Origin of the sequence: Tepidimonas sp. HKU77 (genome assembly GCF_049728535.1) — a bacterium.
Classification (GTDB): domain Bacteria; phylum Pseudomonadota; class Gammaproteobacteria; order Burkholderiales; family Burkholderiaceae_C; genus Tepidimonas.
Map to the genome: position 1 here is coordinate 1,141,577 of NZ_CP187300.1, position 12,853 is coordinate 1,154,429.

Annotated in this window: 9 protein-coding genes; 3 read left to right on the plus strand and 6 right to left on the minus strand. The window is 70.7% G+C overall.

All coding sequences use genetic code 11. The annotated features are described in order from the left end of the window. Positions 1 to 99: 99 nt before the first annotated feature. Both ACPP3B_RS05490 and ACPP3B_RS05495 read right to left on the minus strand, forming a co-directional pair. A complete protein-coding gene (locus tag ACPP3B_RS05490) occupies positions 100 to 1,161 on the minus strand; it encodes a 6-phosphofructokinase (protein ID WP_424860148.1) in 1,062 nt (353 codons plus the stop codon). A 44-nt stretch (positions 1,162 to 1,205) separates the two neighbouring features. Next, the gene (locus tag ACPP3B_RS05495; protein ID WP_424859969.1) at positions 1,206 to 2,567 is read right to left on the minus strand and encodes an MltA domain-containing protein; all 1,362 of its coding nucleotides are present in this window, start codon (positions 2,565 to 2,567) and stop codon (positions 1,206 to 1,208) included. On the opposite strand from ACPP3B_RS05495, the gene ACPP3B_RS05500 reads away from it, so the two are divergent. Next, positions 2,500 to 2,691 carry a hypothetical protein gene (locus tag ACPP3B_RS05500; protein WP_299020805.1) on the plus strand — a complete coding sequence of 64 codons (192 nt, stop codon included), beginning with the start codon at positions 2,500 to 2,502 and terminating at the stop codon, positions 2,689 to 2,691. The two genes, ACPP3B_RS05495 and ACPP3B_RS05500, sit on opposite strands and share 68 nt — an antisense overlap. Positions 2,692 to 2,707: 16 nt before the next feature. Here the strand turns inward: ACPP3B_RS05500 and ACPP3B_RS05505 are convergent, their stop codons facing one another. Together ACPP3B_RS05505 and ACPP3B_RS05510 are read right to left on the minus strand one after the other, a co-directional pair. Next, on the minus strand, positions 2,708 to 3,514 hold the full coding sequence (locus tag ACPP3B_RS05505; protein WP_424859970.1) for a carbon-nitrogen hydrolase family protein: 807 nt from the start codon (positions 3,512 to 3,514) through the stop codon (positions 2,708 to 2,710). Next, positions 3,511 to 7,647: a YhdP family protein gene (locus ACPP3B_RS05510; protein WP_424859971.1), complete on the minus strand. Its 4,137-nt coding sequence runs from the start codon at positions 7,645 to 7,647 to the stop codon at positions 3,511 to 3,513. The genes ACPP3B_RS05505 and ACPP3B_RS05510 overlap by 4 nt, the downstream gene beginning before the upstream one ends. A gap of 2 nt (positions 7,648 to 7,649) precedes the next feature. Here ACPP3B_RS05510 and glnE point away from each other — a divergent pair, with 2 nt between their 5' ends. Both glnE and ACPP3B_RS05520 read left to right on the plus strand, forming a co-directional pair. Then, positions 7,650 to 10,439 carry a bifunctional [glutamate--ammonia ligase]-adenylyl-L-tyrosine phosphorylase/[glutamate--ammonia-ligase] adenylyltransferase gene (glnE, locus tag ACPP3B_RS05515; RefSeq protein WP_424859972.1) on the plus strand — a complete coding sequence of 930 codons (2,790 nt, stop codon included), beginning with the start codon at positions 7,650 to 7,652 and terminating at the stop codon, positions 10,437 to 10,439. Positions 10,440 to 10,614: 175 nt separating this feature from the next. Further along, positions 10,615 to 11,154, plus strand: coding sequence for a glutathione peroxidase (locus tag ACPP3B_RS05520; protein ID WP_299020800.1), 540 nt, complete (start codon positions 10,615 to 10,617; stop codon positions 11,152 to 11,154). Between the two features lie 6 nt (positions 11,155 to 11,160). On the opposite strand, the gene ACPP3B_RS05525 is transcribed toward ACPP3B_RS05520, so the two are convergent. After that, entirely contained in the window at positions 11,161 to 11,721 is a 561-nt protein-coding gene (locus tag ACPP3B_RS05525) for a C40 family peptidase (RefSeq protein ID WP_299020799.1), read from the minus strand. 67 nt (positions 11,722 to 11,788) lie between these two features. Further along, entirely contained in the window at positions 11,789 to 12,847 is a 1,059-nt protein-coding gene (gene holA, locus ACPP3B_RS05530) for a DNA polymerase III subunit delta (RefSeq protein ID WP_424859973.1), read from the minus strand. Positions 12,848 to 12,853: the final 6 nt, after the last annotated feature.

Consider the following 12,853-nt stretch of genomic DNA (forward strand, 5'->3'; position numbering starts at 1 on the left):
CACTCCGCATACCGCCGGCGCGCGCACTGCATCCACGACGCGGACCGACATATCCCGTGGTGGCGCGCGGTGCGTTTTTGCGCCCACGGGCAGCATCGCTCAGGCCAGGGTATCGCCCAACGAGACCCCGATCTGGCGCGCGGCGCGCAGCAAAGGATGGTCCAGTGGCACCGTGCGTGTGCCATGCACCACGTCGGCCAGTGCGACATGCCCCAGCCGCCCACCGTGCAGCGTGACCATGCGGTTGTATTGGCCCTGCATAATGAGCTGCGCCGCCTCGTTGCCGAACTGGGTGGCCAGCACACGGTCGAACGGCGTGGGCGAGCCGCCCCGCTGCACGTGGCCGAGCACGGTGGCGCGCACCTCCGAATCGAGCCGCGGCTGCAGCTGCTCGCGCAGCACGTGCGCCACGCCGCCCAGGCGGATTGGGTCGGGGCTGTCGGCGATGCGCTGCTGCACGGTGCGCTCACCCCCCCGGGGTTTGGCGCCCTCACCGATGCAGATAATGGTGTAGCGCTGGCGCCGCTCGCGCGCGCGGCAGACGGCTGCCACCGCATCGAGGTCGAAATCGATCTCGGGCAGCAGGATCGCGTCCGCCGCGCCGGCCAGCCCCGCCTCCAGCGCGATCCAGCCTGCGTAGCGGCCCATGGTCTCGACGATCATCACCCGGCTGTGGCTCTGCGCGGTGGTCTGCAGCCGCTCGATCGCCTCGGTCACCGTGGCCACCGCAGTGTCGAACCCAAAACTGCGCTCGCAGCCCACGATGTCGTTGTCGATCGTCTTGGGCACGCCCACGATGGGCAAGCCACGCTGCGCCAGACCGTGCGCGATGGCCATGCTGCCGTCGCCGCCGATCACCACCAGCGCCTGCAGCCCCAGGGCGCGCGCGTGGGCCAGCACGCGTTCGGTGTCGGCCTCGCTGCGCAGCGGGTTGGCACGGTTGCTGGTGCCCAAAATGGTGCCGCCCCGCATCAAGATGCCGCTGACCGACTCCCAGGTCAGCTCGCGCACGCGCGGCGTGTCGGCCATCAGGCCGCCAAAACCGTCTTCGATACCGATGACCTGCGCGCCACACTGGCGCAACAGCGATTTGGCCACCGCGCGAATGACGGCGTTGAGGCCGGGGCAGTCACCGCCGCCGGTCAGGATTCCGATACGCATCGTCATGAACAGCTCACTCCTGGATCGTTGGGAAGGGGTCGGACTCAGCGTTGCGCGCGCGGCCACAAAGCCCACAGTTGCAGCGGTTGCTTCAGGCCCGCCGCCAGCGGATAGGCGGCATCGCCCCAGCCGACGAAAAAATCGGCGCGCACGGCACCCACGATGGCGCTGCCTGTGTCCTGCGCCAGCACCAGCCGCTGCAGCCGCGCCACGGACCCGCTGGAAGCCAGCCACAACGGGGTGCCGTAGGGAATCGCATCGCGATCGACCGCGACCGAGCGGCCCGGGGTGAGCGCCACGCCCTGCGCCCCGCGAGGGCCGAACTGGGTGTCGAGCGCGCTCAGCGGCTCTTCACGAAAGAAGACGACGCGCGGGTTGACCCACAGCAGCTCGTCGAGGCGCTGCGGGTTGGCCGCGGCCCACGCGCGGATGGCTTCCCAGGTGCCATCGCGGATCTCGCGCCGCTCCAGCAGCCAGCGACCGACGCTCTGGTACGGGTGCCCGTTGTGCGCGGCAAACGCCAGCCGCACGAGCGAAATGCGCCCGTCGGGCTCGAGGATGCGCAGCCGCCCCGAACCCTGGATTTGCAGCAGCAGCGCATCGAGCGGGTCGGCCAGCCAGGCCAGCACCTGGCCCTGCAACAGCTGCTGCACCTGCGGATCGCTGTCGATTTGCTGCCGCGTGTACCACGGCCGCCCGGCGGCACTGGCCAGCGCGGCCGGCGGTGCGTAGAGCGGGACGCGGTAGGGTCCGTGCGCCACCCGGCTGGCCAGCAGCTCGGGCTCGTAGTAGCCGGTCAGCAAGCCGGGCCGGTTGGCCCCGTCCGGCGCCAGCACGCGGTAGGGCTGCAGGCGCTGCATGATCCAGGCATGGCGCTCGGCCTCGTCGCCCAGCGTCAGGCGCCGCATCTCGGCGCAGATGGGGCCCCACGGCGGGGCGGGTCGCTCGCAGCTGCGCAGCCAGGCGTTCCATGCCTCGTGCAGGGCGTCCCGTCCCCAGCCGGGCAGTTCGCTCCAGCGCACCGGCTGCCACAGCGCGGCCCCGCGCCGCACGGGGGGCGGCAGCGGCCTCGCATCGGCCGCCTGCCACGCCGCGTCGAGGGGGGTGAGCACGGCCGGTCCCTCGCCATCCACCGGGACAGGCAGGGCAACCGCGGGCGGTTGGGGAACCTGCAGAGGGGCTGCCGGCTCCACTGCGGGGAGCGTGGGCGCGGGCGGCGACGCATCGGTGACCGCGACGGGTACGCTGCCACAGCCCGCCATGGCGCCCACGACGATGACCGCCCCCCAGCCAGCCACCCGCCGCACCGCCCGACCGATTCTCTTACCCGTTGCCGTCATGACCCTGTTGCTGCTCGAAGCGCTAGGCGCCCTGTTGTTGTTCATCTTCATCGTCTGGTGGACCATGTTCGCGGGCCGCAAGCGGGGCGAGCCGCCCGAGGCCGCGCCCGCACCGGATGCGGCACCCCCGGCGCCTGAGCGCGCGCCCGGGTCTCGGCCACCACCCCCGCCCCCGTCCCCGCACGAGTAAGCGCGCCCACCACGGCTCACAGGCGCCGGTGGCTCAGCGCCGGCAGCCGGCGCCTCACGTCGAGCAGCCGCTCGCGTTCGAGCTCGGCCACCACCACCCCAGGCCCCGTGGCCTGCTGCGCCAGTACCACCCCCCAGGGGTCGACGATCATGCTCTGGCCCCACGTCTGGCGGCCGTTTTCGTGGCGGCCCCCTTGGGCGCTGGCGATCACGTAGGCCTGGTTTTCGATGGCGCGCGCGCGCAGCAGCACCTCCCAGTGCGCTTGTCCCGTCACATGGGTAAACGCGGCCGGCACCACCAGCACGTCCGCCGCCAACAATCGATACAACTCGGGAAAGCGCAAGTCGTAACACACGCTCAAGCCCACGCGCCAGTCGGTGCCGGACCGGTCGCGCAGGGTGAACGCCACCGGCCGCTCCCCAGCTTGCAGCACGGCCGCTTCGTCGTAGCCCTGCTGCCCGTCGTGAAAGCGAAACAGGTGAATCTTGTCGTAGCGTGCCACGCAGCGCCCGTGCGGGTCGAACGCGAGCGACGCGTTGGCCGCGTGCTGCGGATCGTCAGTGGCCAGCGGCACCGTGCCGCCCACGATCCACAGCCCCAGCTCGCGCGCGGCGTCGGACAAAAAATCCTGCATCTTGCCCAGGCCCGGCGGCTCGGCCAGCAACAGTTTGTCGGCGTCGCGCGCGCCCATGAAGCCGAAGTACTCTGGCAACACGGCCAGCTCGGCACCCGCGTGGCGGGCTTGGTCGAGCAGTTCGTGCGCCTGCGTCAGGTTGTGCTCCAGGCTGACGCCGGAGACCATTTGAATGGCGGCGACTTTCATCGGTTTGGCTCCGGGTTGGCATCGGTCGGGTTGGCAACGGGTATCGTACGCGCAATGCGCTCCACCTGGGGGTCGGCCCAGGTGCCCGTGATGCGAAACGTTTGCGTGGCCGCCGCTTGCAGCGGCTCGCGCAGCAGCCACTGCGCAAGGAACGTCCCCAGCCCGGTGACCGGGTTGATCGCTGCGGCCACCAGCGACGCCGTACCGGCGTTGAGTTCCGGCACGACGACGACGGTGAGGTCCTGCGTCTCGCGCACCAGGTCAGCGCGGCCTTCGATGAGCACGGCGGCGCTGACTCCCTTCATTTGCAAATTGTTGGTGCTGGCCACGCCGCCCTCGATGCGGGCATGGCCGCGCACGAAGTCGAACGCAAACCCCTCGCTGAAGACGTCGCGAAAATCCAGTGTCAGTCTCCGCGGCAGCGACTGCAGGCTCAGCACCCCCAGCAGCTTGGCAATGCCGGGGTCGGCCTTGAGGAATTGCCCCCGCTGCACGTCGAGCGCGAGCTCGCCGGACAGGCTGGGCAAGTGTAGCGCCAGCGGCGCGCCTAGCCAGCCGATCGAGCCCTCCAGCCGGCCCCGTCCGCCGCGCAGCGTGCCCGCAAAACCGAAGCGATCCAACAGCGCGCCCGCATCGTCGATGTCGAGCCGTACCTGCAGCGCCGTGCGGCGCGCGCTGGCCGCCTGTCCGGGGGCCGTCAGCGCCGCTGCGGTGGGTGCCCAATTGCCAGTGGCGCTCAGGCGCGCTTCGGGCACGCTCAGGCGCAGCGTCTGCAGCCGCCACTCGCGCGCCGCGACGCCACCCTGCGTGGCATCGCGATTGACGGCCTGCAGCTCCAACCGCCCCAGGCGACGCCCGGCCAGTTCAAAATCGTCCACCACCACGTCCAACGCCGGCATCGAACGCGGCTGACCAGCCAGTCGCTCGACGTCGTCCGCTGCGCTGGGCGGCAGCTGCAGCCGCGCCAGCCGTGCCATCAGCCGCTCCTGCGTGCCGCCGTCGTACTCCAGATAACCGTTGAATTGGCGCGCCACCACCGACAAACGCCAGGCGTCGCCCGCACGCGTGCCGCCGGCCACCAGGGCGTCGAACGGCCGCCCCCCCAGCACCAGCCGATCCAGCGTGATGCCAAACTGGGTTGGCCAATAGGCGGTACCGTCGCGCCAGCCAACGGCGGCGCTGCGCGCGCCAGCCGCCACTGGCGCGGCCGGCTCCAGCGCCGCCGCCCACGCATCGGCGTCCAGCGCGCGCAGGCGCACGACGCCCGCCACCCCCGACACCGGCCAATCGGGCCACTCGGCTCCCAGGGCCAGCCGCCCGCGGCGCACCGTGGTGACGTCGCCTCGATGCTCGCGCTCAAACTCGGCGCGCAGCGGCACCCCATCGGCTGCGGGCTCGATGCTCAGACGCAGCCGATCGCGGGTGAGTGCCGCGCCCGGCTCGGGGCGGGGCTGCGCCTGGATCGCCAGCGCGACGCGCCAGGCCGATTCCGCCGGCTTGACCAGCGGCGCGGGCAGCGCCAGGGCCATGCCGCGCAGGTCGGTGTCCACCTGCAGATCCATCCCGTTGGGGCCGAAAGTCAGCCCGAGCGTGTAGCGTGTCGCGCCCTGCGCGTACTGCCCCAGCCAGCGCGCCCAACCCCACGCAGGCGCCGACTGCAGGCCGACGGCGCTGGCGCTGCCCTGGCCCTGCACGCGGATCACGGCCGCGCCGTCGCGGCGCGTCATGCCACCGGCAAAGCGCAGCTCACCCCCGAGCGCACGGGCGCTCGCCGACGAGAGGTCGAACCCCTGATCGGTGAAGTCGATAACCGCCCGCACACCCTGCAATGCAGGCAGATCCGGCCCCCATTGCACGTCGTTGCCCGCCAGCCGCACCTGTCCGCGCACTTGCGTGCGGTCGGTGTCGTCCAGCGGGATGCGCAGCTGCAACGGCACCTCGACGGTGCCGTCGGCGCGCACCTCGTCGAGCGCCCCGTCGGTCATGGCGCGCAGCGGGGACGCGGCGACGAAGCGCAGCGCCTCCGCGGCCGGGCCACGGATGAGGCCATCGACTTGCAGCAGCGGGGCATCGGCCATGTAGTCGGCGATCACCGCGTCGGCCTGCACCACGCGCAGCGCGGGCTGGCCAAGCACGCCGCCGCTGGCGCGGGCCACCTGCAAGCGATGGCCATCGATGCGCAACTCGGCGTCGAGCGGCGCCAGCGCGGGCCACGGCGCGCTGCCCGCGGGCAGCAGCGACGGCGGCGCGTAGTCGAGCACCACGTCCTGCAGCTGCGCGCGCACCTCGAACGTGCCTTGGCGCGCGGCGGCGAATGGAAAGTCCCACAGATCGCCATCGACGCGAAACGTCGCCTGGGCCACCCGCCCGGCCCGGATCGCCGCACGCAGATACTGCCGTGTATCGGCCCCCACGGTCAGCGGCAGATAACGCACCACGCGCGTGCCGTCGGCGCGCGTGAGCCGCAGGTCGAGCTGCAGCAGCCCGGGAAAGCGATCGCGCGCCGCGCTGCGCGCCGGGTCGGCGGTGCGCCAGCGCAGGCGGCCGCTGCCCGCCGCGTCAGCGTTGGCAAAGCTCAGTTGCTCGACGTCGAGCGCGATGTCCGGGCCGTCGAGCGTCCAGCGCAGCTGCGCGTTCAGCTCGTCGAACGCCAGACGCGGTTCCTCGAAAACACCAGGGAACGTCAGCGCCCCGCGCCGCAGCGCCACGCTGGCGCGGCCGCCGCGCTCGTCGAAGGCAAATTCGGCGTCCACGCCCTCGACCCCCGGACGCCCGTAGGCGGGCGCCTTGTTGGCGTTGTCGCCCGGTACCACGGCCGCCGCTGCGCCAGGGCGCAAGGCCAGCCCCTGCACCCGCCCGCGCGCCGACCAGCGCTCGGGCGCGCCCGGGCGCTCCGCGGCCGACCAGCGCACCACGAGCCCTTCGGCGATGCCCGCGGGCTGCGTGGCCAAGGCCCAACGGTTGACCGCGTCGCCCAGCGGCAGCACGCGCGCGAGCCGTTGCAGCACTCCCAAATCCAGTCGGTCCGACGTCAGCATCCAGCGGCGCAGCGCGCCATCGCCCGCCTGCGCCAGCTCGAAGCGCACATCGCCACGTGGCCATTCGGCACCGTCGGCGGTGGTGATGGTCAGGCCCTGCGTGGTCCAGACCATCGTGTCGCCATCGCGCTGCACCCCGAGCCGCCCGCCCAGGTGGGCCACGGCCAGCGGCTCGATGTTGGTTTCCGCTGTGCGCGCCCAGGCAATCTGCACGTCGCTCCACTGCACGTCCGCGACGGCCGCGCGCCATTGGCCGCGCTGCACGTCGGCCCACAGCCGCAAGGCCCCCGTGGCCCGCCCCGCGCGCACGCCCCACAGCGCCGCGGTATCCACGTACTGCCCCAGCCGCTGCAGGTCCAGCCGCGGCGCCTCGAGGTACGCCTCGCCCGACCAGTCGCGCCAGCGCCCAGGGTGGGTCTGCCACAGCGGGCGGCTGAAGCGCCCCCGCACACTGAAGCGCTCGCCCCACTCGGGTGGCGGCGTGGCGTCGAGCCGAAATTCGTGCCGCCAGCCGGGATTGCGCACGACGATATCCACCTGCTCGAGCACCAGGGGCGGGGCATCTGGGCGCTGCTCATCGACCCAGCGCACGCGTCCGCCGCGCAGCGCAAACTCGCGCTGCCCGAAAAACCAGTCGGCCGCCCGGCTGTCGCCGGGGGTGGCGTTGACGTCCAGTCCCGCGACCTGCAATCGGCCATCTGCGAGTCGCCGCACCTCGAGCACCGCCCCCTCGATGGCGAGCTGCTCGAATCCCACGCGCCACAGCGACGCCACCGACAGCGCCGCTTGCACCCGCGGCAGGTGCAGCGCCTCATGGCCTTGGGCATCATGCAGCCGCACGTCGCGCAGCGTCAACCCTGGCACCGGCCCAGTGGCAGCTGCCTCGATCGCCCCCACCGTCACCCGCACCCCCAGGGCGCGTGTGGCCACCGCCTCCAGCGCCGGACGCCATGCCTCGGCCCGCGGCACAATCCAGAACTGGAGAGCCCCCCACGCCACCCCGAGCAACAACCAAACGGCCACCACCCCTGCGAAGAGGAGCTGCGTCGCCCGTGCCCACAGGCGCAGGCGGCGAGACGCGGGAGAGGAGGCCATCGATGCAGTCACACGAAATTATGATGTCGAGCGCTTGCGTTGGTTCGCCCAACGCCGACCACAGCCGGTTCGTGCAACGCATCCGGCGCCGCTACGAGACCGAACGCCACTGGTTGCCGCCGGGTGTGCCTGACGCTGCTTCGTTGCGCCAAACTTGGCAAACGCTGCGTGCACACGGCCACGACGTGCCGGCGGCCCTGCGCATCGTGCGCCACCTGACGCTGGAGCGATTGGCGGTACTCGACTGTGAACAAGGCGCGCCATTGTCGGCCATCACACACGCCATGACCGCGCTGGCCGAACTGGTGCTCGATGAAGCCGCGCGCGCCGCACGCGCCGAACTCGACGCCATCCACGGCCCCCCGCAGGCCGGCCCCCAGCGGGCGGGCACGCCGCTGCCCCCCGATTTGCAGGCCGAGCCTGGGCGCTGCGGCTGGTGGATCGTCGGCATGGGCAAGCTGGGCGCGCGCGAGCTTAACGTCTCCAGCGACATCGACCTCATCTACGTCTACGAGACCGACGGCGAGACGCGCGGCGATGCCCAGGGGCGCCAGCGCATCACCAACCACGAATATTTCGCCAAGCTGGTCAAGCGCATGCAGGCGCTCATCAGCGAGGTGACCGAGCATGGGCAGGCGTTTCGCGTCGATCTGGCGCTGCGCCCCAACGGCAACTCGGGCCCGCCGGCGGTACCCCTGGGCGCGTTGGAGGACTACTTCCAGGCACACGGCCGCGAGTGGGAGCGCTTCGCCTGGCTCAAAAGCCGCGTCGTCGCCCCGGCCGACAGCGCCTGCCGCGACGGCAGCGGTGCCTGGCTGCGCCCGGTGGTGCTGCCCTTCGTCTTTCGGCGCTACCTGGACTACGCGGTGTTCGACGCCCTGCGGCGTCTGCACCAGCAAATTCGCGAACACGCGGTGCGGCGCGCGGCCGGCCACCCCGAGCGCGCGCACGACGTCAAGCTCTCGCGTGGCGGCATCCGCGAAATCGAGTTCATCGTGCAACTGCTGCAGGTGGTGCGCGGCGGGCAATTCCCCGAGCTGCGCACGCGTCCCACACTGCAAGCGCTGCAGCGCGTGGCCGATGCCGGCCTGATGCCCGCCGACAAGGCGCGCCAGTTGGCCGACGCTTATGAGTTTTTGCGGCGCGTGGAGCACCGCATCCAATACCTGGACGATCAGCAGACGCACATCCTACCCACCCGCGACGACGACTTGCTGTGGATTGCCCACACCATGGGTTTTGACGGAGTGCCCGGGTTTTTGAGCGCCCTCGATGCCCACCGCGAGGTGGTAGCGCACGAGTTCGACACGCTGCTCGGCGGCCACGGCAACGGGGGGTGCGCCGGCAAGGGGTGCCACGGCACCCGCGCCGAGCCCGACGACCTCACGAGCCTGCTACCCGACTGCCCCCCGGCCTTGGCCGAGCGTTTGCAGCCGTGGATCGACCACCCGCGCGTGCTGGCCTTGCGCGACGAGGCGCGACAGCGGCTGGTGCGGCTATTGCAGCGCACCGTGGCATGGATCGACAACGGGCGCGTCAGTGTCGAGGCCGCCGTGCGCTTGGTGGACTGGATCGAGCCCTTGCTGCGGCGCGAGAGCTACCTGGCCCTGCTGCAAGAGCGGCCCGCGGTACACGAGCGGCTGCTGCGCGTGTTGGGTGCGGCGCGCTGGCCTGCCCGCTACCTGCTGCGCCACCCCGGCGTCATCGACGAACTGGCCAGCGCCGAGCTCTACGCCACGCGCTTCGACCCCCAGGCGTTCATGGCCGACCTGGAAGCGCGCCGCTGGGCCCTGCACAAGACCGGCGAAGACGACGACGAGGCGCTGCTCGACTTGCTGCGCCGCGCGCACCACGCCGAGGTGTTTCGCACCCTGGCGCGCGACGTGGAGGGCGTGCTGACGGTGGAGCAGGTGGCCGACGACTTGAGCGCGCTGGCCGACGCGGTGCTGGACATCACCGGCCGCTGGTGCTGGCAACGCCTGAAAAACCGCCACCGCGACGAACCGCGCCACGCCATCATCGGCTACGGCAAACTGGGCGGCAAGGAACTGGGCTACGGCAGCGACCTCGACATCGTCTTCGTGTATGACGACGACGATGAGCGCGCGCCCGAGGTGTACGCGGCCTTCGTGCGCAAACTGATCAACTGGCTGACCGTCAAGACCGGCGAGGGCGACCTGTTCGAAATCGACACCGCTTTGCGGCCCAACGGCAACTCGGGCCTGCTCGTGACCAGCTTCACGGCTTTCGAGAATTACCAGCAAAACCGCGGCAGCAACACCGCGTGGACCTGGGAACACCAAGCCATGACGCGCGCACGCTTCGTGGTGGGCGCGCCTGACCTGCGCGTGCGCTTCGACGCCGTGCGCGAGGCCGTCATCACCGCCGAGCGCGACCGCGCCGCGCTGGCGGCCGAAATCCGTGCCATGCGCCAGCGCTTGTACGACGCCCACCCCGTGCGCGCGGGGCGCTTCGACCTCAAGCACAGCCCCGGGGGCATGATCGATGTCGAATTCGCCGTGCAGTACCTGGTGTTGGCACACAGCCGCAAGCACCCCGCCTTGCGCGACAACGCGGGCAACATCGCGTTGTTGCAGCGGGCCGAATCCGCGGGGCTGCTGCCAACGGGCGTGGGGTTGGCTGCCGCCGACGCCTACCGGCGCCTGCGCCAGCTGCAGCACCGCGCCCGCTTGGACGACGCCAGCACGCAGGTCGACCCCGATGCGGTGCGCGACGAGGCGCGGGCGGTGCGGCGGCTATGGACACAGGTCCTAGGCGAAACCACGGGCTGAGGCAGGGCCGCCGCATACCCCCTGTGCCAACGCAGCCTTGTCACCGCCCCGCCCTGACGACGAGCGACGCTCGTAGGATGGTGGCTCGGTTCAATGTTCATCCGTCGAGAATCGCACGGTGAAGGCCCCCTGGTATCCTCTCCTCGCGGCACTGGCTGCCGTGGTCCTGCTGCCCATGAGCACCCCTATCCACGCCTCTGCCCAAGCGGCCAACACCGCTGCGAAAACCGATTGCCCCGCCATCTTGCAGCACCGCTTCGACCGGCTGCAGGATGAAAAGCCGCAAGATCTTTGCCAGTACGCGGGCAAAGTGGTGCTGGTCGTCAACACCGCCAGCTACTGCGGCTTCACCGACCAGTACAAGGGCTTGGAGGCGCTGTACCGCCGCTACCGAAACCGGGGACTGGTCGTGCTCGGTTTCCCGTCCAACGACTTCGGGCAACAGGAGCCGGGCAGCAACCAACAAATCGCCGAGTTCTGCGAAAACACCTACGGGGTGCAGTTCCCGATGTTCGCCAAGAGCAGCGTGCGCGGCCCGCAAGCCAACCCGCTGTTCAAACAGTTGGTCGAGCGCACCGGCACCACGCCGAAGTGGAACTTTTACAAATACCTGATCAGCCGCGACGGTCGCACGGTGCTGGCGTACAACAGCCTGGTTTCGCCGGAAAGCGACACCCTGCGACGTGACATAGAGCGGCTGCTGGTCAATCCTTGATGGGGCTCAGCGTGCGCCTACTGACGCGTTTTCAAGCGCTTCCACCCGGCGCGCGCCGTTGAAGCGGCGCGCCCAGTAGCGGTCGTTCATGTCGCTGACCTTGACGCTGTCCCCCTTGCTGGGTGCGTGGACAAATTTGCCATCGCCCAAATACACGCCCACGTGGCTGAAGGCGCGGCGCATGGTGTTGAAAAACACCAAATCCCCTGGGCGCAGTTCGTCCTTGGTGACCGGCGTGGTGACTTCGGCCTGCTCGGCCGCACGGCGCGGCAACCACAAGCCCAGCGTGTTGGCGTACACGTAGCGCACGAAACCGCTGCAGTCAAACCCCGTCTCGGCAGATCCACCGCCAAAACGGTAGGGCACCCCGATCAAGCCCAGCGCCGTGCCCAGCAAGCGGCCCGCGACATCGCTCGTCTCGCTACCAACGGTGTGCAGCTGGCCCATCCACGCATCGATGGCTCCCCGTGCTGGCGCGGCCTCTGCTGCACCCTCGACCCCGAGAGGAGCGGCATGGACGGCCAGGCTCAACAGCCCGGCCAGACAGACAAAGACGATGCGTCGCATGGCGCGGCATCGTACCAGAACCGAAAACCGACCCGGCCGTGCTTGCCCGACTGCGGGGGTGATCCCCTCAAGCACCGGCGCTCGCGCACGCCAGGGCGACGCCGACGGCCAGCCGATGCAGCGCCTGCCAGGGGTCGGCCGGCCAATCCGGCGCCGTCAACCCTTTGACGATACCGTCCACCGTCTGCGCCTCGACCAGCCAGCGCCCGGTCTGCGTGCTGCGCAAGCGCGGCAACAACCGCTCGTAGCGCCGCTCGCGCGCACCCCACACGCGGGCTTCGCGCAGCGCCAGTGGCATGGGCTGCCCCTGATCCAGCGCCAGCCGCACCCGGTGCAGCGCGCGCACCTCCTCGGCCAGCGCCCAGTGCACGGGCACGGGCGCCACACCTTCGGCCCGTAGCCCGTCCAGCATGCGTTGCACGCGGGCCACGGCACCATCGAGCACCGCCTCGGGCAGACCGAAGGGGTCGTAGCGCGCCACGTCCAACACGGCCGTGCGCACCTGCTCGAAGGACAGCTCCCCGGGTGGATACAGCAGCCCCAGCTTGGCGATCTCTTGATGCGCCGCCAACAGGTTGCCTTCGACCCGATCAACCAAAAAGGCCAACGTGCGCTGCCCTTCGTCACCCGCGGCAACGTGTTGGCCCTGGGCTTGCAGGCGTTGCGCGATCCACATCGGTAACTGGGCACGCTCGACGGGATCGACGCGTACCACCACACCGTACGCCTGCAAGGCGGCAAACCATGGGCTCTTGAGCGTCGCCGCGTCCAGCCGTGGCAGCAGCACCAGGGTCACGGTATCCGCCGCAGCAGCGGCCGACTCGGCCAGACGCTGCAACGCCAGCGCCCCGTCTTTTCCCGGTTTGCCAGACGGGATGCGGACCTCGATGAGGCGCTTGTCGGAAAACAGGCTGAGCGCCGAGCCGGCCGCCAGGATCGCGCTCCAGTCGGTGTGCGCACCGGCGACCGTGTAGACTGTGCGCTCGCTGTGCCCCGCGGCACGCACCGCGGCCCGGATGGCGTCGGCCGCCTCCTGTGCCAGCAGCGGCTCGTCGCCGTGCACGACGTACAACGGCGCCAGCCCGCGCCGAAGCTGAGCCGTCAACTGGGCGTGGCCGATTTGCATGGGCGA

Bases quoted from the DNA above. Each gene is read 5' to 3' on its own strand.
- ACPP3B_RS05525 (WP_299020799.1), bottom strand. From the start codon at position 11,721: ATGCGACGCATCGTCTTTGTCTGTCTGGCCGGGCTGTTGAGCCTGGCC.
- ACPP3B_RS05495 (WP_424859969.1), bottom strand. From the start codon at position 2,567: ATGGTCCACCAGACGATGAAGATGAACAACAACAGGGCGCCTAGCGCT.
- ACPP3B_RS05505 (WP_424859970.1), bottom strand. From the start codon at position 3,514: ATGAAAGTCGCCGCCATTCAAATGGTCTCCGGCGTCAGCCTGGAGCAC.
- ACPP3B_RS05520 (WP_299020800.1), top strand. From the start codon at position 10,615: ATGAGCACCCCTATCCACGCCTCTGCCCAAGCGGCCAACACCGCTGCG.
- ACPP3B_RS05510 (WP_424859971.1), bottom strand. From the start codon at position 7,647: ATGGCCTCCTCTCCCGCGTCTCGCCGCCTGCGCCTGTGGGCACGGGCG.
- ACPP3B_RS05500 (WP_299020805.1), top strand. From the start codon at position 2,500: ATGACCCTGTTGCTGCTCGAAGCGCTAGGCGCCCTGTTGTTGTTCATC.
- glnE (WP_424859972.1), top strand. From the start codon at position 7,650: ATGCAGTCACACGAAATTATGATGTCGAGCGCTTGCGTTGGTTCGCCC.
- ACPP3B_RS05490 (WP_424860148.1), bottom strand. From the start codon at position 1,161: ATGCGTATCGGAATCCTGACCGGCGGCGGTGACTGCCCCGGCCTCAAC.
- holA (WP_424859973.1), bottom strand. From the start codon at position 12,847: ATGCAAATCGGCCACGCCCAGTTGACGGCTCAGCTTCGGCGCGGGCTG.